This is a genomic window from Colidextribacter sp. OB.20, assembly GCF_009911595.1.
Lineage (GTDB): Bacteria > Bacillota > Clostridia > Oscillospirales > Oscillospiraceae > Lawsonibacter.
Genome location: NZ_QWKG01000005.1, coordinates 87,579 through 108,969 on the forward strand (window position 1 = coordinate 87,579; position 21,391 = coordinate 108,969).

A 21,391-nucleotide genomic window follows, 5' to 3' on the forward strand; every position below is an offset into this window, starting at 1 on the left:
TCCGGATACTGTATTAACTGTATTAGTACAGGTAGTATATCAGAGGGGCGGAGGAAATACAATTAAGAACTCCTTAAGATTTATAAAAAGGCCGCCCCGGCGGGCGGCCCTGAGAAAGGCTTAGTGATTTGGATCATACTGCTTGCAGGCGTACTCCAGCTTTTTAAAATCACAGCAGATTTTAAGGAGAAACGCGTTCTTTTTATGTACGACGCTGAAATAGGTCTGGGAGGCGTGATTGAGCACATCAGCCTTGCTCCGGTTGATAAAAGAAATCTGGCGGCGCAGCAGCTCGGCATATTTGACATCGGGCTCCTTGCCGATGTCAAAGGAAATGAGAGCCGCGTCATGGACAGGGATCATATTGTTAAAGCCGAGCAGGCCAAGCTTCCCGTTGTCTATTTTCATAATATGGCGTCCGGGCTTAATATTGGCGTGGTTTGGCTTCGGGGACTCCATGGGAACAAAATAGCGGTGGTCGCCTACATAGAGGACTACGCCCACATAGGGCCTGCGCCGGTTCTTATTATCCTGCACCCGGGGATCCCGGCTCTTCAAAAAACGAATATATTTGTCCGAGATACGGTACAGCTTCAGAGACTCCATAGGCTCCTCCACACAGGACGGGGGAGGCGGGCGGTAAAGCCTGCCTCCCCCCTTTTCCGGTCCCTACTTGCGGCAAGGGATTTCCGCTTTTTTAAGGTCTGACTTGCGGCACAGACTGTCCGCTTTTTCCGGTCCCGATTTACGGCTCGGGCTCTCCGCTTCGAAAGGAGGTGAAAATAACACGGAGGTAATTTTCACACTTGCGGATTACTCCGCACCTTTATTATATGCCCTTTTAATACAAAATGCAATCCCAAGATGTAGGGAAAGTTCCCGGAAGGAACAATATATTGTTTTAAAGGACCACTGGAATTCGCTATTTCCTGTCCTTGCCGGCCAGGTAGTCCCGAACCACCTGCTCCTCGGAGAAGAAGTGCTTCACGCCCCTGATCTCCTGATACTCCTCGTGGCCCTTGCCGATTAGGGCGATAATGTCGCCGTCCTGGGCCTGGTCGATGACCCAGCGGATGGCCTCCGCCCGGTCGGGGATGGAGATATATTTCCCGTTATGGCGGGCCAGGCCCACCTTGATGTCCTCGTTGATGGCCTCCACCTCCTCGTCCCGGGGGTTGTCCATGGTGAGGACGGTGAGGTCGGCGTATTTGGCGCTCATCTCCCCCATGTCGTACCGCCGCAGGCGGGAGCGGTTGCCGCCGCCGCCAAAGAGGCAGATCAGCCGGTGGGGGCCATAGGCCCGGAGCATGGACAGCAGGTTCTCCGTGCTGACGGCGTTGTGGGCGTAGTCGATGAGCAGGGTGTAGTGCCCCGGGGTGGGCAGAATCTGGGTGCGGCCCTTCACCTGGACGGTCTCCAGGCCCCTGGCTGCCGCCTCCCGGCTGATGCCCGCCAGGTCCGCCGCCGCCAGAGCGGCCAGGGCGTTTTCCACGTTGAACCGCCCCGGCATGTCCAGCAGAAACTCCCCGGACATGGGGCCGGAAACGGAAAACCGGCTGCCCAGAAAGCTGGGGCGGCGCTCCTCGGCAATGCCGTCCGCCCGGTAGCTGGCCTCCCCCGCCATGGAGAAGGTGGTCAGGGGACACAGGGCGCCGGCGGTCACCGCGGGGGTGTGCTCGTCGTCGATATTCACCAGCCCCTGTTTGCACTGCCGGAACATCAGGCTTTTACACTGGAGGTACTCCTCAAAGCTCTCGTGCTCCCCCGGGCCCACGTGGTCGGGGGACAGGTTGAGAAACACCCCGATGTCAAACTGAATCCCGGCGGTGCGCCGGAGCTTGAAGCCCTGTGAGGAGGCCTCCATCACCACATGGGAGCACCCCGCGTCCGCCATCCGGCGGAAGAGGGAGTGGAGCTCGTAGGACTCAGGGGTGGTATTTTTGGTGGTGATCCTCTCCCCGCCGATCACCGCCCCGATGGTGCCGATCATGCCCACCCTGTGGCCCGCCGCCTCCAGAATGGCCTTGAGCATGTGGGCGGTGGTGGTCTTGCCCTTGGTGCCGGTGAGGCCGATGACCGTCATCTCCCGGGCCGGATGGCCGAACCAGGCCGCTGACAGCAGGGCCAGAGCGGTCCGGCTGTCGGTGACCCGCAGAACAGCGATCCCCTCAGGGACCTCCACCTCCCGCTCCACCACAAGAGCGGCCGCCCCGGCCTCCAGGGCCTTGGGGATGTAGTCGTGGCCGTCGGCCTGAAAGCCGGTGAGACAGACGAAGAGACTGCCGGGGACCACCTTCCGGGAGTCGTACTCCAGGGCGGATATCTCCACATCCAGGGACCCAGCGTCCAGGATATAGTTCAGATTTTTTACCAGCTCTGTCAGCTTCATAAATAGAGGACCCCCTCAAATACCGTGTGGGACGGGCCAGTCATGCGGACATGGTTGTCCGACTCCCGCCAGTCCACCTCCAGGATGCCGCCGATCTGCTCCACCCGGACCTGACGGTTGGCGCGGCCCAGCAGGGAGGCGGCCACCGCCGCCGTGCAGCAGCCGGTGCCGCAGCCGATGGTCTCCCCTGTCCCCCGCTCCCACTCCCGAATCTTGATATAGTCCCGGGAGACCACCTGGGCGAAGGTGACGTTGATTTTGTTGGGGAACAGGCTTGTCATATGCTCGATGGCGGGGCCGTATTTGGCCACATCGAAGGAGGCGGTGTCGTCGATGAACATGACGCAGTGGGGGTTGCCCCAGGACAGGGCGGTGATGTGGAAAGTGCAGTCAACTATATTGACAGGTTGGTTGACAAACTGCTCCAACGGGGTGTTCACCGGCACGGCGGCGGCGGACAGCCGGGGCTGGCCGATGTCGGCGGTGATGTTCACCGCCCTGCCGTTCTCCACCTGGAGCCAGACGTGCTGCATCCCCCCCAGGGTCTCGATCTCAAACTCAGTTTTTTGAGTCAGCCGATGGTCGTAGACATATTTGGACAGGGAGCGCAGGGCGTTGCCGCACATCTCACCCTCGGTGCCGTCGGGGTTGAACATCCGCATCCGGAACTCCCCCCGGTCCGAGGGGCAGATGAGCACCAGGCCGTCAGAGCCGATGCCGAAGTGCCGGTCGCTTACCCGCCGGGCCAGGGCGTTTGGGTCGTCAACCTCCTGAGAAATGGCGTTGACATACACGTAGTCGTTGCCGTAGGCCTGCATTTTGGTGAATTGTAGTTCCATATTTTGATTTCTCCTCTGCGGCCCCCTTCGCAAAGGGGGCTGGCACGGCGAAGCCGTGACTGGGGGTTTTCTCCCGACAGCTGCGGTACGGGAGAAAACCCTCCGTCATCCGCTGCGCGGATGCCACCTCCCTTTTCAAAGGGAGGCTTTTGGGCTTTACCTGTGGCTGTTATGCCAGCGCCTGCTCCAGGTCGGCGATGATGTCCCGGGGGTTTTCGATGCCGATGGAGATGCGGATAAACCGCTCGTTGATGCCCAGGGCCTCCCGCACGTCGGCGGGGATGGACTCGTGGGTCTGGGTCAGAGGGTAGGTGACCAGGCTCTCCACCCCGCCCAGACTCTCGGCGAACATAATCAGCTTCACCCGGGACAGCAGATTCATGGTGGTCTCCAGGCTGTCCAGCTCAAAGGAGATCATGCCGGAGAAGCCGGTGGACTGCCTGGTCATGACGGCGTAGTCCTTGTGGTCCTCGAAGCCGGAGTAGTACACCTTCTTCACCTTGGGGTGCTTCCGCAGCCAGTGGGACACCTCCATGGCGTTGGCGTTGTGCCGCTCCATCCGCAGGGCCAGGGTCTTCAGCCCCCGGAGGAGGAGCCAGCAGTCCATGGGGGCCAGGCCGTTGCCATGGGACTTGAGCTGGGCGTGGAAGAAGTCGCACATCTCCTGACTTTTTGCCACAGCGATGCCGGCGATCACGTCGTTGTGGCCGCAGAGGTACTTGGTGGCGCTGTGGACCACCACATCGGCCCCCAGGTCCAGGGGACGTTGGAAATAGGGGGTCATGAAGGTGTTGTCCACCACGAAGAGGGCCCCGATCTCATGGGCGATGTCCGCCAGGGCGGCGATGTCCGCCACCTTCATCATGGGATTGGTGGGGGTCTCGCAGAAAATCATTTTGGTCTCCGGCTTGACTGCCGCCCGGACGGCGTCCAGGTCGGACAGGTCGATCCAGGAGAAGGTGCAGCCGAATTTGGAGAAGATCTCGTCGCAGATGCGGAAGGTGCCGCCGTAGATGTCGTCGGAGAGGATCACGTGGCTGCCCACGGGGAGCCAGGTGAACAGGGCCATGTTGGCCGCCTGGCCGCTGGAGAAGGCGAAGCCCTCCAGGCCGTTTTCCAGAATGGCCATGGTGCGCTCCAGCTCCTGGCGGGTGGGGTTCTGCACCCGGGTGTAGTCGTAGCCGGTAGAGATGCCGAAGGCCCGGTGCCGGAAGGTGGCCGTCTGAAAGATGGGGAAGCTCACCGCCCCGGTGATGGGGTCGCAGCCCATGCCCCCGTGGACCACCTTGGTGTCGAAGGCCAGTTTTTCCTTGCGGTCGAAATTGTTGTAGTAGCACTCGTTTTTCATGGATGTTACCTCCTTGTGTCGGGGGCCGCGCCCCAGCCTTGTCCAGCTTATGGACCTAGTATACCGAAATTTTTTCCAAAATAATTGGCGGAACCTGCTTTTCATATTGCAAAAAATGCGGTATACTGAATGGTATGGAAAAGCCTCCCTTTGTAAAGGGAGGGGGACCGCCGCCGCAGGCGGTGGTGGAGGGTTTTCCTGAAGAAAGAAACCCCCCGGCCCTGCGGGGCCGCCCCCCTTTGCAAAGGGGGGCGGGGAAAGGAGTCGAGATCATGCTCCAACCAGCCAACTACCAGCGCCGGGGCTACCTCCACGAGGACTTCCGGCTGTTCCACCTGCGGGACATGGGGGTGGAGGAGATGGAGTACCACTACCACGAGTTTGACAAGATTGTGATATTTCTGTCGGGCCGGGCCAGCTACATCATCGAGGGCCGGTCCTACTTTCTCAAGCCCTGGGATGTACTGCTGGTGAGCCACCACCTGATCCACAGGCCGGTGACCGACCCGGATCACCCCTATGAGCGGGCGGTGATCTATCTGGACCCGGGCTTCCTCAGCGCCAGCGGCACCCGGGGGGAGGACCTGGCCTCCTGCTTCCGCCTGGCCCGGGAGCGGCAGTTCGCCCTGATGCGGCCCGAGCTCGGGGAGCGGGAAAAGCTGAAGAGCCTGCTGGACAGCCTGGAGCGGGCGCTGGGGGACGAGGGTTTCGGCGGGGACCTGCTGGCCCGGACCTGTTTTCTCCAGCTGCTGGTCTTTCTCAACCGGGCCATGATCCGGGACCGCACCCACCGGGATCAATCGGTGAGCCAGTACGACCCCAAGGTGGCCCAGGCCCTGTCCTACATCAACGACCACCTGGGGGAGGAGCTGACGGTGGACAGCCTGGCCCGGCAGGTGTACACCAGTAAATTCCACTTTATGCGCCGGTTCAAGGAGCTCACCGGCTGTCCCGTCCACCAGTATATCACCCAGAAGCGGCTGCTGGCCGCGGCGGAGCTGCTGCGCGCCGGGGTGTCCGCCCAGGCCGCCTGCGGCCGGTGCGGCTTTCAGGACTACTCCGCCTTCCACCGGGCCTTCCGGCGGCAGTTCGGGGCCAGTCCCAGGGAGTTTATGCCCTAAGCTGCGACAGACACTCGGCAGCGGCCAATCAAAGCAGTTCCTTCTTTTTCAGCCTGACCGTCCCGCCCTCTGGGGACAATGCGACGCCCCATGTCATGTTCAGCGCAGTCCGCTCCAGCCTTTCCAGGGTGTCTGTGATCTGAGCTTCACTCCCGTTCAACACAGAGAGCAGCTGCGTCACCGCCTGGAAATCCCTCTGCTTATAGAGCGCTGCTTCATGCCCAATTTGTATGCTCTGATCAATGCCTCTTTTATAGCGCGTGAGGGCATCCTTCAGCAGAGGTAAGCCCTTCTCCCGGTTTCCTGCCCAAAGCTCGCCGCACCCCATGGCAAAAAATCGCGGTGCGTCGTAATTTCCGGGGGAACTGCCGTAGTGAAAATCGCCACAGCGCTGCTTGTCCGATAAAACCAGGAAATCGTTATAGCAGAAGGTGTCTAAACAGGAAAAGATTTCCTGGTTCAGCTGGGGTTTGATTACCTCCTCCCAGACTGTTTTCATCTGTTCAATGTTGAAAAACTGCTTATAGCTGGACGGATCGTCCACCGCCAGTTCGTCATAGGAGTTGATAAAGACATCCGGGTCATTACTTCTGCGGGGGTTAATCTTCTTACCGGCGTAGTAGTGATCTGCACAGGAGGCAGACAGAAAAAGCAGCACATGGACAACGGTCCTCGAATAGGAAATTTCCGGGTAGACTACCTCTGTGTAGTGCTTCGAGATGCGGACCATGTGCTTTGCCTTCCTGGGGCTGAGAACAAAACCGTTAACCTCGCACATCATTTTTAATTGCTGATACAAAAACTTGTTCATCTCTGTAGTGCTCCAAAATTTTTCTGGGTCCATTTGAACGGCTCCTTTCCCTTGCTTTATACTTGATTATAGTGATATTCCAGTTCTGTTTCAAGTGTTTTCCAGGAGCATTGACAGCGGTGGTATGATGGAACCATAAAAGACGCGGGAGGGATGCGCTATGAATCGCGAGGCGCTTGTCAGGATGGCCCGGGAGACGGTGGAGATCAGCCGTCAGGGCCGATATCGGGCCGGGGGCCGGGCGGTGGTGCTCGACGCCGGGCGGCCCACTTGGCTGTGGACCGCCGAAGAGCTGGATGAGCTGGTGAGAGATACTGAGATCCCGGCGGAGGGTCCCTCCGCCGCCCTGGAGGTCCGGGGGGAGGGGACGGTGGACGCCATTTTCCGCCTGGCGGGCGGGGAGACCCTGTGCCCCGAAATCGGGGTGCTGAACTTCGCCTCTGCCAAAAATCCGGGAGGCGGCTTTCTCAACGGCTCGGTGGCTCAGGAGGAGTGTCTGGCCTTCTGCTCCAGCCTGTACCACACCCAGACCACCGGCCAGGGGCCCCGGTACTACGAGATCAACCGGGCCAACCGGGACCCGGTATACACCGACACCATGCTCATCGGGGATGTGGCCTTCTTCCGCGCCGGCGATTACGCCTTGACGGAGTGCCCCGTCACCTGCCCGGTGATCACTGCCCCTGCGGTGAACATGGGCATCGTCATCCGCAACGGGGACGATACGGGCCGGGCACAGGAGGTCATGAAGGGGCGGATGAGGAAAATTCTGGCCCTCTTCGCCAAATGGGGCTGCGCCCGGCTGATCCTGGGGGCCTATGGCTGCGGGGTGTTCCGCAACGACCCGGAGGACGTATCCAGGTTCTGGCAGGAGCTGCTGGAGGAGGAGGGCTGGGGCCGGCTCTTTGAACAGGTCACCTTCTCCATCCTGGAGCGCCCCGGGAGGGACGGCAACACCGCCCCCTTCTGCCGCCGGTTTGGGGGTGCTGGCCGATGAAGGGCCTTTTGCGGTATTGGCGGGAGGGCAACAACCTGCTTAACGCCGCGGCGGTCACCGCGGCGGTGATGTTCCTGCTGGCCGGCCCCTGCTGGAGGCTGTATGTCCATGTGATGGACCTGGGCCCCGGGGGCTGGGGAGGCGCGGCCGGGGCGGACACCCCCATCGCCCGTTCCGTCCGGGAGATGGAGGAGCTGGACCGCTTTGCCCTGCTGGTCCGGGGGACGGCGGAGGAGTATCCAAAGCTGGACTACTTCTTTGTGGGCGGGGACACCTACTGGGTGTTCCCCCTGGACAGCGGGGAGAGGGTGGCCGGCCGGTGTGTCCAGACCCTGGAGAATATCCAGAGGGAGAAGAAGGACGGGGTCTATCAGGTGCTCTACCCGGTGGGGGCCTGGAGGGAGTGGAAGCTCACCGGGGAGGAGCGGGCCGGCGTGGAGCGGGACGTCCCCCAGCTGATCACCACCCGGTATTTTGTGGACATGGAGGGCCGACACCGGGAGAACATCACCGAGACCCGGTTTAAGGGAGGCTTTTGGACCCTCTGCCTGCTGGCGGGGCTGGGCTCCATGTTCGTGACACACCGGAAGCAGGAGAACCGCCGGAAAAAGGAGGCTGACATCACCCTGCCCCAGAACGATTTGGAGCGGTGGATTGTGGGCTCCTATGCCATCTGGGGGCAGTTCTTCGCCCAGCTGGGGCGCAGTGGAGACGGCCGGCGGGATGTGGAGGCCCGCCGGGGGCCCATCCGCATCGGCGGCCAGCCTATGGATGACCGGGGGCAGAAATTTACCCGGGAGACCCTGAAAGACAGCTGGGACATCTCCAGCCAGAAGGAGTTGTTTGAGACGGTGGACTATATGTCCGCCGGCCCGGGCTTTGAAAGCTGCGAGACCCAGGCCGCCCGGGCCTGGCAGCTGTGCCGGTCCATGCAGCTGCTGGGCATGTGCTTTGCTGCCGGCTGGTGCAGCCGGGAGGAGATGGTCAGCCGCTCCTGTCAGGTGGGCCGGAAAATGCAGGAGAGCTTCCGGTCCTGGGAGGAGCTGTGCGAGGGCTTTTTGGAGGGATTTTACACCTGGCGGCTGGGCGCCTTCGGCTTCAGAGACGCCCAGGCCGCCCTTCAGGAGCGGAGGGAGATTTACCAGGAGCTCAGAGCCCGGCCCGACAGCCCCTATAGGCTGAACTGGTATTACCCCCTGGACCCGGCGGCCCAGCGCAGAAAAGAGGCCCAATTTGGGGCGCTGGAGAAATAAAAGCTCGGGGCGCCGGTCTCAAAGCCGCGCGCTCTGTCCTGTTTGAACAAAAGAAGCGCAAAATTTGGGAAAAATTTTCTCGTGACATTTTCCCTTGTCTGGTGTATCATGTGGGCAGAAGAGGACTCAGCCTCATATAAATGGACAGAAAGGAATGATTCCAATGAGCTATTTAACCCGTAAGCGGCGGGAGCGGGAGTTTGTGGAGCTGACCCGGGAGCTGCTGGACTCTGATCAGGTGCGGATGATGGGCCGGTGGAAGCACCACGGGCCGGTGACCACCTTGGATCACTCCCTTTTCGTGGCCTTCAGTACCTACCGCATTGCCCGGGCGCTCCGCATGGACGTGCGCGCCGCTGTCCGGGGGGCCCTGCTCCACGACCTGTATCTCTACGATTCCCGGGACAAGTCCGCCCACCCCGGCAACCAGTGCTTTGACCACCCCCGTTTCGCCGCCCGGAACGCCGCCGCCCTGACCCCCCTCAGCCCCAAGGAGAGAAACATCATCCTCTCCCACATGTGGCCCCTGGGGGGCGCCCTGCCCCGGTCTTTGGAGGCCTGGATGGTGGATCTGGTGGACACCGTCTGCGCCGGGCTGGAGGTCTCCCGCATCTGCCGGCCCTCCCGCCTGCGGGAGCGGCTGGGCGTGCGCCCCATGTCCCCCGCCTATCAGTAAAGGAAAAATGGCCGCCTGTCCGGAGTTCCGGAGGGGCGGCCGCCGCTGTTTTTCAAGGGATTTTCTCCCAAAAAGACCGTTTCTCGCTTTTCGCAAAAAATATTGCCGGATAGTGGAAAAACGGAAAAATTTATGCTATAATGTCACCGGGCTCCGCGCACAGCGCAAGGCCCCAGTCAGGAGGAAGCTTATGAACGACTATTCCGCCCCGCTGCAGGCCAAGCGGGAGCAGCTGCTTCAGGCGGGCGTGCTGATGATGGACCCCGCCGCCGTCTATGTGGAGGACGACGTGACCGTGGGGGCGGGCACCCTGCTCCTGCCCGGCACCATTCTCCGGGGAAAGACAGTCATCGGGGAGAACTGCTGCATCGGCCCCCAGGTGATGCTCACCAGCTGTACCGTGGGCGACGGGTGCACCATCAACGCCTCCCAGTGCGAGGAGAGCACCATTGAGCGCAGCTGTCAGATCGGCCCCTATACCCACATCCGGCCCCACTGCGTGGTGGGGGAGGGCTCGAAGATCGGGGCCTTTGTTCAGCTGAAAAACTGTAATCTGGGCCGGGGAACCAAGATGGCCCACCTGACCTATGTGGGGGACAGCGATGTGGGAGAGGACTGCAACTTCGGCTGCGGGACCGTCACCTGCAACTACGACGGCTTCCAGAAGCACCGCACCACCATCGGCAGCCACGTCTTTGTGGGCTGCAACACCAACCTGGTGGCCCCGGTGACCGTGAAGGACGGGGCCTTCATCGCCGCCGGCACCACGGTGACCGACCTGGTCCGGGAGGACGCTATGGCCATTGGCCGGGTCCGCCAGGAGGTCAAGGAGGGCTGGGCCCGGGAGAACCGGAAAAAAAGGGGAAAGAAATAGGGAGTACCACGGGCGAGCGGGCCCGGGGAATAATAGAAAGGGAAGTACAGAAAGAGGGGACCGGCCAAGGCCGGCTCGAAAAATGGGAGGATGAACGTCACATGATAGCACACGGCAAGGACATCAAGGTCATTACCGGCAACTCCAACCCTGCGCTGGCCGCGGACATCTGCAAGGAGCTGGGCATCCCTCTGGGCAACTCAGTGGTAGGCGCCTTCTCCGACGGGGAGAACTTCGCCTCCATCTATGAGACAGTCCGGGGCTCCGACGTGTTCGTGGTCCAGTCCACCTGCTCCTTCGTCCGGGACAACAAGGACGGCACCACAACCAACTGCACCGTCAACGATGCGCTGATGGAGCTTCTGATCATCATCGACGGGCTGAAGCGGGCCTCTGCGGGCAGGATCACCGCTGTGATTCCCTATTTCGGCTACGCCCGCCAGGACCGCAAGACCAAGCCCCGGGACCCCATCTCCGCCAAGCTGGTGGCCAACCTGATTACCACCGCCGGCGCCGACCGGGTCCTCACCATGGACCTCCACGCCAACCAGATTCAGGGCTTCTTCGACATCCCGGTGGACAACATGCTGGGCTCCCCTATCTTTGTGGACTACTTCAACCGCAAGTTTAAGGACTCCAGAGAGGACACCATGGTAGTCTCCCCCGACGTGGGCAGCGTGGCCCGGGCCCGGGCCTTTGCCCAGAAGCTGGATATGCCCCTGGCCATCGTGGACAAGCGGCGGCAGAAGGCCAACTCCTCCGAGGTGATGAACATCATCGGCGACGTGCGGGACAAGCGGGTCATCCTCCTGGACGACATGGTGGACACCGGCGGCTCTCTGTGTCACGCGGCCAAGGCCCTGGTGGAGATTGGCGGCGCCAGAGACGTCACCGCCTGCGCCTCCCACGGGGTCCTCTCCGGCCCCGCCATCCAGCGCATCCAGGACAGCGCCCTGGACGAGGTGGTCTTCCTGAACACCATCCCCCCCAAAGAGGACGTCAGCTGCGGCAAAATCCGCTACATCTCGGTGGCCCACCTCTTTGCCGAGGCCATCAGCCATATCTACATGGAGACCTCCGTGTCTCCCCTGTTTGTGTAATTCAAACAAGCGGCATAGCCGTTTGTTTGAGGAAGCTGCGGCCAGCTGCGCGCGCCCTTCGGGCACACTTGCGGCCGAGAAGTGTTTTTGATGCGGCAAAGCCGCCCCAAAAACGGATTATGATTCATTTCGCCGCCTGCGGGCGGCGAAATTTCTGCGAGGGAACGACCATGTTTTTCAAAAAGGACGCCGGCGGCGTGAGCTGGCTGCTGGTCTGCCTGGGCAATCCGGGGGACAAATATGAGAACACCCGGCACAATGTGGGCTATATGGTGGCCGACGAGATGGCCGGGCGGCAGGGCAAGCCCATCCAGCGGCTGAAATTCAAGGCGCTGACCAATATCCTCACCATCTCGGGGGAGAAGGTGCTGGTAATGAAGCCCATCACCTACATGAACCTGTCCGGGGAGGCGGTGCGGCCGGCGGCGGATTTTTATAAAATCCCCCCCGAGCGGGTGCTGGTGGTGTCTGACGACACCGCCCTGCCTGTGGGAAAGCTGCGCATCCGGCAGAAGGGCTCCGCCGGGGGTCACAACGGGCTGAAGAACATCATCCAGCACCTGGGCACCGACCAGTTCCCACGCCTGCGGGTGGGGGTGGGGGAAAAGCCCCACCCCGATTACGACATGGCAGACTGGGTGCTGGGCAGGTTCCAGGGCGAGGACAAAAAGGCCATCGACGCCGCCGTCAAGCGGGCCGCCGACGCCATCGAGTGCATCCTGGCCCAGGGCATCGACCGGGGCATGGGGAGGTTTAACGGATGAGCCCAGCCGGCGGGAGAAAAATCCCGGGAAATCTATTGTAATACACCGGGAAATCTGATAAAATAAGGCTATCAAAAAGAAAGGGGGCTGACCGGATGTCAACCGAAAAGGAGATTTTAGTGGCGCAGAAGGCCGCGATGTTCGATCTGATCCAGATCATCAAAAAGCAGCCGGATAAGACCTATACTGTGGAGGAACTGGAAGCCCTTATTGTCGCCTATATCACAGGAGCGGAACAGTAAAACTCCGGTTTCACATGAATGAGCCTCCCCTACCGGGGAGGCTCCTCTTCTTTCGGCACATAGTGCGGGCAGGCCTTTGTATCGCAGTGCCGGAACTTTTGCCGGGGGTAGACACAGTGTCCGGAGTAGCAGGTCACAAATCTGCCGTCGGGGTACTGGACATAGTGCTGGCAAAAGTGTGTACAGGTTTGACAGGTATATTTATTTTCCATATTAAACACCTCACTATGAATATACCATGTAGTGACTACAAAGTCAATATATGGTGAGCGGTTGACGAAAGCTTTTTTTGATGGTAACCTAATTGCATCATATAGTCACTATATAGTGCATAGGAGGTGGGACACGTGGCTGGAACAAACCTCGTGAACCGGACAAAACTGATTTCTTCTCTGGCAAATGAGCTGGTGGAGCCATTTAATGAGCTTTCAAGAAAAACAAGGGTCCCCAAGACACGCCTATTAGACGAAGCGGTGGAAGATCTCTTGAAAAAGTACGAAAAACGGATGGCTGAGTAAGCCATCCGTTTTACTGTTGAATAGAAAGCCGGATTTTGGTATAATTGCTGTGCTGCCCTACATAACCCAATCTGTGGCAACAGAGAGGGGGTGGAACAGTGGAAGTCCTAACGAGCTTTTTGGTGTCGGTTATGGCAAACGTAGTTGGCTATTGCGTATGCAAATGGCTTGACCGGCACGACAAGGGTAAGTAAGCCTAGAAAGTTCCCGCGGAGAGTGGCCTCTCTCCGCGGGACTTTCTTTGCGGTGGAAACAGTAATCCTAACGAGCTTACTGGCTGAGTAAATTATACCACAACCGATTCAGGATATGCAAGAGACAAAAAGCTTTTTCTGAAACAGAATCATCTATATTCCGGGACAAAGCCTCTGGCGAAGAGGGGGTCGATGTCGAAGGTGACAAGGTCGCCGGCGGAGCACTTCATATTGGTGAGGTCGATGAGGGTTTCGGCGGCGCCGATGGGGCCGATGACCCGGGCCTTCTGGTCATTCACCCGGACGACGCGGCTTCTGGACCGCCGCCATCTGCGCCAGAAGGCCCAGAAGGAGGTCTCCCGGGGCCGCTCTACCCCCAGGCCGTTCTGATAGCCCACGGGGAGCACCCCGATCCGGGCGGGCTTTTTCAGGACGATGGGCCTGTCGGCGCCCAGGCAGTGGCCCTTGGGCAGCCAGCGGACCTCGGCCAGGGGGGCCTGGCCGTAGCCCACGGTTTTGAGCCTGTCGTCCCGGGTGCGGCGGCACCGGCCCAGAATGGCCGAGCCCACCCGCACCGCGTCCAGCCGGGCGCTGTCGTTGTGGAGCAGGGCAAAGGAGCCGGCGGCGTGGACGGTGCCCGTCTCATAGCCGGCTTTGTGGACGGTGTCCAGCACCTGGTGGAACTGGTCCAGCTGGTGGGCGGCCTCCGGGTCGTTGGGGCGCATGCCGTGGAGCTGGGTATAGATGCCCTCCAGGGCCACGTTGGGCAGGGAGCGGTAGGCGAGAAGGATTTTCTCCGGCTCGCTGACCAGAAAGCCACCGAAGCCCATGCCGGTGTCCACCTGGATGTGGGCGCAGGCCACGGTGGCCCGGTTTTCTGCCAGGGCGTTGAGAGCCAGCCCGGTGTCCACCGAGGAGATGGTGCACACCACATTCAAATCCACCAGCCGTTCCAGCTCCTCCCGGTCGGTGGTGGAGCGGAGCATCAGGATCTCCTCGTCCTCGAAGCCGGCCTGGCGCAGCTTTTCCGCATCCTTGGCGTCGTACACGGCGAAGCGGCCGATGCCCTCCGCCCGGAGCAGCCTGGCCATGGGGACGGTGCCCGCCCCGCCGCCGTCTCCGGTGAGCACGCCGTAGATCACCGCCCCGGCCGCCCGCTCCTTGATGACGGACAGGTTGTGCTTGACTGCGGCCTTTTCAATAATCAGCCTGCGCATAGGAACGCCCCTTTCTGTCTCTGCGGGAGATGCTCTAGTAACGCTATTTTATCACCTTTTCCTGAAAATAGCAATACGCACAGCCAAGAGTTGGATACACGGGTGCCGCTGCACCGCCCTGGCCTGTCACGGAACCAGGACCGAGGCGTCGGAGAACGGGGCGTTGTCAAGGAAATTCTGCGGTGCGAAGAGAGGAGTCCGTGAGATTTTTCGGTCAAGGTTGCAATTTGGGGACGATTGGTGTAGAATATCAATACCAAATTTTTAAAGTGGAGGAGTATGGTAATGGACGACAAGGTAAAAGCCCTGCTGGAGCGGGTAAAGGGGACCGCCGGCCACGCCGCCGACGCTGCGGCGGATTCCGCCCGGGCCGCCGGCAAAAGGGCGGGTCAGATGATGGACACGGCCAAGCTGAACGTCCAGCTCTTCGACCTGAACGGGGAGTATAACGACGTCCTGCGCCAGCTGGGCCAGGTGATGGTGGAGACCCACCGAGGCCAGGCCCCCGAGAACGCGCTGGTCACGAGCCTGCTGAGCCAGGCGGACGAGCTGTCTCTGAAGATATCCGAGCTGAAAAACCGCGTTGCTGACCTGAAGCGGGTCCAGACCTGTCCCGTCTGCGGCGGACCCTGCGGAAGGGGAGACAAATTCTGCCGCGCCTGCGGCGCCCGGCTGTAAATGAGGCCTCCCTCATTGAAGGGGGCCTGATACGAGGAGGATTTCTATGGAGTATACAAGAGAGCAGTATGAAGCCAGCGCCCGGGTCATCCGGAAGCGGCTGGGGGGCTTTGCCCCCAAGGTGGCCATGGTGCTGGGCTCCGGCCTGGGCTATCTGGCGGACGAGGTGGAGGGTGCTGTCTCCATCGACTACCGGGACATCCCCAATTTCAAGGCATCCACCGCACCCGGCCACAAGGGCCGGCTGGTGTTCGGCATGCTGGAGGGCCAACAGGTGGCCGTGATGCAGGGCCGGATGCACCACTACGAGGGCTACTCCTATGAGGCGGTGTCCTACGCCGTCCGGGTGCTGCGCCTGCTGGGCTGCGACACCCTCATTGTCACCAACGCCGCCGGCTGCGTCAACACAGGCTGGAGGGCGGGGGACCTGATGCTCATCACCGACCAGATCAAGATGTTTTCCGAGTCCCCCCTCCGGGGGGAGAATCTGCCCGGGTTCGGCGTCCGCTTCCCCGACGCCTCCCACCTGTACACCCCCCGCCTCCAGACGCTGGCCCGCGAGACGGCGGCCGAGCTGGGCATCCCCCTGCGGGAGGGGGTCTACTTCTACTGCTACGGCCCCCAATACGAGACCCCGGCGGAGATCCGGGCGGTCCGTATCCTGGGGGGGGACGCCGTGGGCATGTCCACCGCCCCGGAGGTAATCGTGGCCGGCCACTGCGGCATGGAGGTGCTGGGCCTGACCCTTCTGTCCAACATGGCCGCCGGCATCCTGGACCAGCCCCTCTCTGAGCAGGAGGTGCTGGACGCCGCCGCCGCCGCCCGGGAGAAGTTCTCCGGACTGGTGCGGGCCTGTCTGAGGAAGATGTAGCGCAGCGGGGGCTTTTGGAATTGCTGTAGGGCGGGACGACCCCGGCCCGCCGTGTTTCCCCAAATTACGGCACATGAGAGAGACGGCGCGCCGAGTCGCCGCGCCCTACACATGAGGAGGAAACCTGAAGATGTCTATTCTCTTTGAAAACGTGACCGCCGTCACCATGGACCCGGCAAATCCGGTCCTCAAGAACGCCTATGTGGCGGTGGAGGGGATGAAAATCGCCTCGGTGGGGACACGGCGTCCCGACGGGGAATTTGACCGCTGTCTCGACTGCGCCGACAAGGTGCTCATGCCCGGGCTGGTGAACGCCCACACCCACGTGCCTATGACCCTCATGCGGGGCTACGGCGGGGGCTGCGACCTGCACACCTGGCTTAACAATTACATCTTCCCCGCCGAGGACAAGCTGGACGACCGATGTGTGGCCGCCGGGGCGGCCCTGGGCCTGGCGGAGATGATTGCCTCGGGCACCACCTGCATCGCCGACATGTATATGAATACCGAGACCATCGCTCAGACCGTGCTGGATGCGGGCATCTCCGCCAACCTGGCCTGCGGAGCGGTGTACTTCGGCGCGCCCGAGGACTTCTCCCCCGAGACCTGCAATGACTGCGGCAACCATGTCCGTCTCTATGAGAACTGGCACGGCGCGGGGGACGGCCAGCTTCTGGTGGACGCCTCCATCCACGCCGAGTACACCTCCTCCGCGCCGGCCTGGGAGTGGGTGGCGGATTTTGCCCAGAAGCACAATCTGAGGATGCACGTCCACGTCTCAGAGACCGTCTCGGAGCATGAGAAGTGCGTCGATAAATACGGCACCACCCCCGCCCAGCTTCTGGACCGATACGGCGTGTGGCAGAACGGCGGCATCGCCGCCCATTGCGTCTATCTGTCCGGCGGGGACGCGGAGCTCTTTGCCAAGCGGGGAGTTACCGCCGTCCACAACCCAGTGTCCAACCTGAAGCTCATGTCCGGGGTGGCCCCCCTGTTCTTTATGCGGGACTGCGGCATGAATGTGGCCCTGGGCACCGACGGAGTGGCCTCCAACAACAGCCACAACATCTTTGAGGAGATGAAGACAGCCGCTCTGGTGCAGAATTACAGCTTTGGGGAGGACCACGGACTGCTTCAGGCGGCGGATATTCTGGCCATGGCCACCGTCAACGGGGCCAGGGCCCTGGGCCGGGATACCGGGGTTATCGCCCCCGGCAAAATCGCCGACCTGATTCTGGTGGACTTCACCGCCCCCAACCTTTTCCCCTGCCACGATATTATGGAGAACCTGGTCTATTCCGCCGCCCCCTCCAACGTGGTGATGAATATGGCCCGGGGAAAAATCATATATGAGAATGGGACATTCCTCACCCTGGACCTGGAGAGGGTCAGAGCTGAGGTGAAGGACTACGCCCTGCCCCACATCTTCGGAGGGAAGTAAATGCCCGCCTACTTTGAGATGTCTCTGCAATTTCTCCGCAAGGACCTGTACCCCGGCTTTATGACGGACTTTGACGCTCATCTGGAGGAGGCCGGTCTGGCTTTTTTTGACGGCTTTTGGGAGGACAGGGGCCTGTCCCAAAAGGCGATCGCCGCCTGGAACCAGCAAAAGCTGGAGAAGGACTTCTGCCTGGGGCCAACCACCCACCGCTCCCGCGACTACAAACAGACCCTGTACCGCTTCGGAGACTACAGCGAGGTCCGGGGCTTCTGGATGAATCAATATCCGGATAAGGGGCTGTTCAACTGCTCTATCATCATCCCGGAGAGCGAGGTGGTGGACGAGGGCAATTACACCATCTTCCTGCCGGAGCAAGCGGGGCAGCTGCGGGAGCTGGCTGAAAAGCTGTGGCAGTTCCCGGCGGTAAAGGCCATTCAAACCGGGATGGAGGAGGATGCCCATATCAGCCTGCGGGAGCTGCGAAAGGGCGTTCCGGCCTGCGTGTGCCCCTTCGCCATCGTGGAGCGGGACTGCCACCCCTATGACGACGGCTCCCAGGTCATAGAACTGACCCGGGGCAGGCCGGGACTCCTCCTGCTGGAGAACGACGATCTCCCAGCCCAACCCTGTCAGTAAGCCTGATACATCAATTTAGGAGGCGGCCTATGGCCCGATATGATGCGCCCTCCCGCCGGAGCGGCGGGCAAAAACAGAATACCTTCTTCGGGGGGGCGGCCATTCTGGCGGTGGGCATCCTGGTGGTCAAGGTCATCGGCATGTTCTATAAGATTCCGCTGGTCAACATCATCGGAGCCCAGGGGAACACCGACTTTACCAACGCCTACAACATCTACGCCGTCCTGCTCACCATCTCCACCGCCGGGTTCCCGGTGGCTCTGTCCAAGCTGGTGAGCGAGGCCAACGCCCAGGGCCGGCGCAATCAGGCCCGCCGCACCTTCCAGCTGGCGATGATAATGCTCCTGATTCTGGGGGTGGCCTCCTTCCTGGTGATGTACTTTAGGGCTGACGCACTGGCCGACCTGATGCACGACACCAAGTCCTCCGCCGGCATCAAGGCCCTGGCCCCAGCGGTGGTCTGCGTTGGCTGTCTGGCCGCCATGCGGGGCTACAGCCAGGGCCACCTGAACATGGCCCCCACCTCTGTCTCCCAGATCATCGAGGCCGCCTGCAAGCTGGCGGTGGGCCTGCCCCTGGCCTGGTGGATCATCAACCGGATGAACCTGCCCCCGGAGGCGGGGGCCGCGGGCGCCATCACCGGCGTGACGGTGGGCACCGTTGTAGCCCTGGCCTATATGCTGGTGGATTTCCTCATGGCCCGGGCCCGGGAGCCTGGGCGGGCCCGGGATGTGCCCGACGAGGCGCGGAGCATCGTCTGGAGCATCCTGCGCATCGCCATCCCCATCACCCTCAGCTCCTCCATGGTGGGCATCGTCAACGTGATTGACGCCTCTCTGGTTCAGGGCCAGCTTCAGCGGGTGCTGCTGGAGAACCCGGCCTCCTGGGAGCTGTATCAGAGCTTTGTGGACTTCACCCCCCTCCAGAGCGCCATCGCCGCCTGGAGGGACACCTTGGCGGAGGACGCGCCCGCCACCATGGCCGCCCTCAGCGCCCAGATAGACAAGGAGCTGGCCGCCAAGACGGTCCAGTCCGCCGCCCAGACCCTGCGCACCACCCTGGAGGCCATCAGCCGCACCCTCTACGGCAACTACGGCGGCGCGCTGAATATCTATAACCTGCCCGTCTCCCTGATGACGGCCATCACCGCCTCGGTGATCCCGACCGTCTCCGGGGCGCTGGCCCGGCGGGACCGCCGGGGGGCCACCCGGGTGGCCAGCTCCGCCATGCGGATCACCGCCCTGCTGGCCTGCCCCATGGGAGTGGGACTGCTGGTGATGGGCCAGCCCATCATGCAGCTGCTCTACCCCACCCTGGAGCGGGATCTGGCCGGTCCGCTGCTGTCTGCCCTGGGGCTTGCCACCGTGTTTGTGTGCATGATGCTGGTGTGCAACTCCATTCTCCAGGCCTACGCCTTCGTCAACGTCCCCATCCTGGTGATGGTGACAGGAGGGGCGCTGAAGATTTTCGCCAATTACCACATGGTGGCCATGCCCAAAATCGGCATCTATGGCGCGCCTGTAGGCAGCATTCTGTGCTTCGGGCTGTGCTTGGGGCTGGACCTGCTGATTATTTCCCGGGCTATCCCCCGCCGGCCCCGGTATGACGACGTGTTTGTCAAGCCCCTGCTGGCCTCCGTCATTATGGGCGGCGCGGCCTGGGCGGTGTACGGCTTGGGCTCCACCCTGATGATGAAGCTGGGCTTGCTGTGCGTCAGAGATCAGGCAACCCAGCAGGTGCTGGGCCTGAGCCGGGCCGGCAACGGCCTGATGACCCTGGGGGCCATTGGGGTGGCTATGGTGATCTATCTGGTGCTGATTGTGGTGCTGGGTGGTATCTCCCGGGACGACCTGGCCCTGATGCCAAAAGGGGACAGGATTGCCAGGCTGCTGCGGATCTGACACTTTATTGAAGAAAATGGCAAATGATGGAAGAGAAAAAGGCCAAACAAGTCCTGCGCAGGGAGAAAATGTGAAAAAACTCCAAATAAACACTTGATAAGGAAGAGAAATTGTGATAGATTTTCATAGGGCGGAAAATTATAAGATAGACGATCTGCTCCGGATTATGGAGCTGCTTCGTTCGCCGGGGGGCTGTCCCTGGGATATGGCCCAGACCCACCAGTCCATCCGGCAGAATATGCTGGAGGAGGCCTATGAGGCCGCCGACGCCATCGACCACGCCGACATGGACAACCTGAAGGAGGAGCTGGGCGACGTGCTGCTCCAAGTGGTGTTCCACGCCCGCATGGCCCAGGAGGCCGGGCAGTTCACCTTTGACGATGTGGTGGACGGGGTGTGCAAAAAGCTGGTCTACCGCCACCCCCATGTCTTTGGAACAGTGGAGGCGGCGGACCCGGAGGGCGCCCTGTCTGCCTGGGACGCCCAGAAGCGGACGGAGAAGGGCCAAAAGACCGCCGGCGACGCTTTGGACAGCGTGGCCCGGGCTCTGCCCGCTTTGACCCGCGCGGCCAAGCTCCAGAGCAAGGCGGCCAAGGCCGGCTTCGACTGGGACTGCGTCGCCCCCGCTCTGGACAAGCTGTCGGAGGAGCTGGAGGAGTTTCAGTGCGCTGTTCGGGAGGACTCTAATGTGGAGGAGGAGCTGGGCGACCTGCTTTTCGCCGCTGTCAAGGCGGGCCGGTTTACCGGAGTGGACGGCGAGACCGCCCTGCAAAAGGCCTGCGAAAAATTTATCCGTCGGTTCCGGGCTGTGGAGCGGCTGGCGGAGGGGCCCTTGGACCAGATGGACGTCCCGGCGCTGGAGGTGCTGTGGCGGCGGGCTAAGGAGGAAACTTAACACCCGGAAGGGTCTATATTCACAGCCAGGAAATTACGCGCCAGAAAGACCTTGTCCGGGCCGGTGGTTCACGGCTGTGAATATAGACCGCCAGAGGGGTTTAAGTCTAGAACCTGTATTCATGGCTGAAAATGCCGAATGGCCGGAGAATTGTCCCGCCGGACAGGGCAGATTTTCGCAGGAATACGATGTGCATCGCAAGAAAATTTAACGCATTACGGCGGGAAAGGACCCGGCCGGGCGGCGTTTGAGGTCATATATGCAGGTTCTAATATTTCGGCAGTCCCGCGGGCTGTCAATACAATGCACAGGAGGATAAAGTAAACATGAACAAGACGGAATTGATTGCGGAAGTGGCTGAGAGAGCCGAGATGTCTAAGAAAGACGCCGAGGCGGCTGTTTCCGCCGCTGTGGACGTCATCACCGAGGCCCTCCGCAAGGGGGAGAAGGTTCAGATGGTGGGCTTCGGCTCCTTTGAGGTAAAGACCCGGGCTGAGCGCATGGGCCGCAACCCCCGGACCAAGGAGCCCATTCCCATTCCCGCCTCCAAGGCCCCGGTGTTCAAGGCCGGCAAGGCCCTGAAGGACGCGGTTGCCCGCTGATCGGGAGCGATATGTCAGGAGGCG

At 61.4% G+C, this 21,391-nt stretch carries 22 protein-coding genes; 16 read left to right on the forward strand and 6 right to left on the reverse strand.

Annotated features, from left to right (window positions below; all coding sequences use genetic code 11):
- Nucleotides 1-120: 120 nt before the first annotated feature.
- The 4 genes from D1641_RS01830 to D1641_RS01845 all read right to left on the reverse strand — a co-directional run bounded on the left by D1641_RS01830 (nt 121) and on the right by D1641_RS01845 (nt 4,576).
- Entirely contained in the window at nt 121-606 is a 486-nt protein-coding gene (locus D1641_RS01830; RefSeq protein ID WP_160662691.1) for a type III toxin-antitoxin system ToxN/AbiQ family toxin, read from the reverse strand.
- Between the two features lie 316 nt (nt 607-922).
- A complete protein-coding gene (locus tag D1641_RS01835; protein WP_160662692.1) occupies nt 923-2,389 on the reverse strand; it encodes a UDP-N-acetylmuramoyl-L-alanyl-D-glutamate--2,6-diaminopimelate ligase in 1,467 nt (488 codons plus the stop codon).
- On the reverse strand, nt 2,386-3,228 hold the full coding sequence (dapF, locus tag D1641_RS01840) for a diaminopimelate epimerase (protein ID WP_160662693.1): 843 nt from the start codon (nt 3,226-3,228) through the stop codon (nt 2,386-2,388). The genes D1641_RS01835 and dapF overlap by 4 nt, the downstream gene beginning before the upstream one ends.
- 169 nt (nt 3,229-3,397) lie before the next feature.
- On the reverse strand, nt 3,398-4,576 hold the full coding sequence (locus tag D1641_RS01845) for a PLP-dependent aspartate aminotransferase family protein (protein ID WP_160662694.1): 1,179 nt from the start codon (nt 4,574-4,576) through the stop codon (nt 3,398-3,400).
- 272 nt (nt 4,577-4,848) lie between these two features.
- Between D1641_RS01845 and D1641_RS01850 the strand changes: the two genes are divergently transcribed.
- The gene (locus D1641_RS01850) at nt 4,849-5,697 is read left to right on the forward strand and encodes an AraC family transcriptional regulator (protein ID WP_160662695.1); all 849 of its coding nucleotides are present in this window, start codon (nt 4,849-4,851) and stop codon (nt 5,695-5,697) included.
- Nucleotides 5,698-5,725: 28 nt separating this feature from the next.
- Here the strand turns inward: D1641_RS01850 and D1641_RS01855 are convergent, their stop codons facing one another.
- Complete coding sequence (locus tag D1641_RS01855; protein ID WP_160662696.1) at nt 5,726-6,541, reverse strand: hypothetical protein; 816 nt, start codon at nt 6,539-6,541, stop codon at nt 5,726-5,728.
- 127 nt (nt 6,542-6,668) lie between these two features.
- On the opposite strand from D1641_RS01855, the gene D1641_RS01860 reads away from it, so the two are divergent.
- The 8 genes from D1641_RS01860 (at nt 6,669) to D1641_RS01895 (ending at nt 12,932) form a co-directional block, all read left to right on the forward strand.
- Nucleotides 6,669-7,505, forward strand: a complete 837-nt coding sequence (locus D1641_RS01860) for a TIGR02452 family protein (RefSeq protein ID WP_160662697.1) — start codon at nt 6,669-6,671, stop codon at nt 7,503-7,505.
- On the forward strand, nt 7,502-8,758 hold the full coding sequence (locus tag D1641_RS01865) for a DUF1266 domain-containing protein (protein ID WP_160662698.1): 1,257 nt from the start codon (nt 7,502-7,504) through the stop codon (nt 8,756-8,758). The genes D1641_RS01860 and D1641_RS01865 overlap by 4 nt, the downstream gene beginning before the upstream one ends.
- A 163-nt stretch (nt 8,759-8,921) precedes the next feature.
- Nucleotides 8,922-9,434 (forward strand): HDIG domain-containing metalloprotein, encoded by a 513-nt coding sequence (locus D1641_RS01870; protein WP_243149214.1) that lies wholly within the window; start codon nt 8,922-8,924, stop codon nt 9,432-9,434.
- Nucleotides 9,435-9,624: 190 nt separating this feature from the next.
- On the forward strand, nt 9,625-10,308 hold the full coding sequence (locus D1641_RS01875; RefSeq protein WP_243149215.1) for a DapH/DapD/GlmU-related protein: 684 nt from the start codon (nt 9,625-9,627) through the stop codon (nt 10,306-10,308).
- A gap of 101 nt (nt 10,309-10,409) precedes the next feature.
- Nucleotides 10,410-11,408 (forward strand): ribose-phosphate pyrophosphokinase, encoded by a 999-nt coding sequence (locus tag D1641_RS01880; protein WP_160662701.1) that lies wholly within the window; start codon nt 10,410-10,412, stop codon nt 11,406-11,408.
- A 170-nt stretch (nt 11,409-11,578) separates the two neighbouring features.
- The gene (pth, locus tag D1641_RS01885) at nt 11,579-12,172 is read left to right on the forward strand and encodes an aminoacyl-tRNA hydrolase (protein WP_160662702.1); all 594 of its coding nucleotides are present in this window, start codon (nt 11,579-11,581) and stop codon (nt 12,170-12,172) included.
- Between the two features lie 95 nt (nt 12,173-12,267).
- The gene (locus D1641_RS01890) at nt 12,268-12,414 is read left to right on the forward strand and encodes a hypothetical protein (RefSeq protein ID WP_160662703.1); all 147 of its coding nucleotides are present in this window, start codon (nt 12,268-12,270) and stop codon (nt 12,412-12,414) included.
- Nucleotides 12,415-12,761: 347 nt separating this feature from the next.
- Nucleotides 12,762-12,932, forward strand: coding sequence for a ribbon-helix-helix domain-containing protein (locus tag D1641_RS01895; protein ID WP_160662704.1), 171 nt, complete (start codon nt 12,762-12,764; stop codon nt 12,930-12,932).
- Between the two features lie 343 nt (nt 12,933-13,275).
- Here the strand turns inward: D1641_RS01895 and D1641_RS01900 are convergent, their stop codons facing one another.
- Nucleotides 13,276-14,343: an alanine racemase gene (locus D1641_RS01900; RefSeq protein WP_160662705.1), complete on the reverse strand. Its 1,068-nt coding sequence runs from the start codon at nt 14,341-14,343 to the stop codon at nt 13,276-13,278.
- Between the two features lie 285 nt (nt 14,344-14,628).
- Here D1641_RS01900 and D1641_RS01905 point away from each other — a divergent pair, with 285 nt between their 5' ends.
- From D1641_RS01905 to D1641_RS01935, 7 genes are all read left to right on the forward strand, one after another.
- Nucleotides 14,629-15,021, forward strand: a complete 393-nt coding sequence (locus D1641_RS01905; RefSeq protein WP_160662706.1) for a zinc ribbon domain-containing protein — start codon at nt 14,629-14,631, stop codon at nt 15,019-15,021.
- Nucleotides 15,022-15,067: 46 nt separating this feature from the next.
- Nucleotides 15,068-15,892 (forward strand): purine-nucleoside phosphorylase, encoded by an 825-nt coding sequence (locus tag D1641_RS01910; protein WP_160662707.1) that lies wholly within the window; start codon nt 15,068-15,070, stop codon nt 15,890-15,892.
- A gap of 130 nt (nt 15,893-16,022) precedes the next feature.
- The gene (locus D1641_RS01915) at nt 16,023-17,333 is read left to right on the forward strand and encodes an amidohydrolase (RefSeq protein ID WP_160662708.1); all 1,311 of its coding nucleotides are present in this window, start codon (nt 16,023-16,025) and stop codon (nt 17,331-17,333) included.
- On the forward strand, nt 17,334-17,969 hold the full coding sequence (locus D1641_RS01920) for a hypothetical protein (RefSeq protein ID WP_160662709.1): 636 nt from the start codon (nt 17,334-17,336) through the stop codon (nt 17,967-17,969).
- 29 nt (nt 17,970-17,998) lie between these two features.
- Nucleotides 17,999-19,870 (forward strand): polysaccharide biosynthesis protein, encoded by a 1,872-nt coding sequence (locus D1641_RS01925; protein ID WP_160662710.1) that lies wholly within the window; start codon nt 17,999-18,001, stop codon nt 19,868-19,870.
- A 112-nt stretch (nt 19,871-19,982) separates the two neighbouring features.
- Nucleotides 19,983-20,765, forward strand: a complete 783-nt coding sequence (mazG, locus tag D1641_RS01930; protein WP_160662711.1) for a nucleoside triphosphate pyrophosphohydrolase — start codon at nt 19,983-19,985, stop codon at nt 20,763-20,765.
- Nucleotides 20,766-21,091: 326 nt separating this feature from the next.
- Nucleotides 21,092-21,367 carry an HU family DNA-binding protein gene (locus D1641_RS01935; protein WP_160662712.1) on the forward strand — a complete coding sequence of 92 codons (276 nt, stop codon included), beginning with the start codon at nt 21,092-21,094 and terminating at the stop codon, nt 21,365-21,367.
- Nucleotides 21,368-21,391 lie beyond the last annotated feature (24 nt).

Bases quoted from the DNA above. Each gene is read 5' to 3' on its own strand.
- D1641_RS01830 (WP_160662691.1), bottom strand. From the start codon at position 606: ATGGAGTCTCTGAAGCTGTACCGTATCTCGGACAAATATATTCGTTTT.
- D1641_RS01835 (WP_160662692.1), bottom strand. From the start codon at position 2,389: ATGAAGCTGACAGAGCTGGTAAAAAATCTGAACTATATCCTGGACGCT.
- dapF (WP_160662693.1), bottom strand. From the start codon at position 3,228: ATGGAACTACAATTCACCAAAATGCAGGCCTACGGCAACGACTACGTG.
- D1641_RS01845 (WP_160662694.1), bottom strand. From the start codon at position 4,576: ATGAAAAACGAGTGCTACTACAACAATTTCGACCGCAAGGAAAAACTG.
- D1641_RS01850 (WP_160662695.1), top strand. From the start codon at position 4,849: ATGCTCCAACCAGCCAACTACCAGCGCCGGGGCTACCTCCACGAGGAC.
- D1641_RS01855 (WP_160662696.1), bottom strand. From the start codon at position 6,541: ATGGACCCAGAAAAATTTTGGAGCACTACAGAGATGAACAAGTTTTTG.
- D1641_RS01860 (WP_160662697.1), top strand. From the start codon at position 6,669: ATGAATCGCGAGGCGCTTGTCAGGATGGCCCGGGAGACGGTGGAGATC.
- D1641_RS01865 (WP_160662698.1), top strand. From the start codon at position 7,502: ATGAAGGGCCTTTTGCGGTATTGGCGGGAGGGCAACAACCTGCTTAAC.
- D1641_RS01870 (WP_243149214.1), top strand. From the start codon at position 8,922: ATGAGCTATTTAACCCGTAAGCGGCGGGAGCGGGAGTTTGTGGAGCTG.
- D1641_RS01875 (WP_243149215.1), top strand. From the start codon at position 9,625: ATGAACGACTATTCCGCCCCGCTGCAGGCCAAGCGGGAGCAGCTGCTT.
- D1641_RS01880 (WP_160662701.1), top strand. From the start codon at position 10,410: ATGATAGCACACGGCAAGGACATCAAGGTCATTACCGGCAACTCCAAC.
- pth (WP_160662702.1), top strand. From the start codon at position 11,579: ATGTTTTTCAAAAAGGACGCCGGCGGCGTGAGCTGGCTGCTGGTCTGC.
- D1641_RS01890 (WP_160662703.1), top strand. From the start codon at position 12,268: ATGTCAACCGAAAAGGAGATTTTAGTGGCGCAGAAGGCCGCGATGTTC.
- D1641_RS01900 (WP_160662705.1), bottom strand. From the start codon at position 14,343: ATGCGCAGGCTGATTATTGAAAAGGCCGCAGTCAAGCACAACCTGTCC.
- D1641_RS01905 (WP_160662706.1), top strand. From the start codon at position 14,629: ATGGACGACAAGGTAAAAGCCCTGCTGGAGCGGGTAAAGGGGACCGCC.
- D1641_RS01910 (WP_160662707.1), top strand. From the start codon at position 15,068: ATGGAGTATACAAGAGAGCAGTATGAAGCCAGCGCCCGGGTCATCCGG.
- D1641_RS01915 (WP_160662708.1), top strand. From the start codon at position 16,023: ATGTCTATTCTCTTTGAAAACGTGACCGCCGTCACCATGGACCCGGCA.
- D1641_RS01920 (WP_160662709.1), top strand. From the start codon at position 17,334: ATGCCCGCCTACTTTGAGATGTCTCTGCAATTTCTCCGCAAGGACCTG.
- D1641_RS01925 (WP_160662710.1), top strand. From the start codon at position 17,999: ATGGCCCGATATGATGCGCCCTCCCGCCGGAGCGGCGGGCAAAAACAG.
- D1641_RS01935 (WP_160662712.1), top strand. From the start codon at position 21,092: ATGAACAAGACGGAATTGATTGCGGAAGTGGCTGAGAGAGCCGAGATG.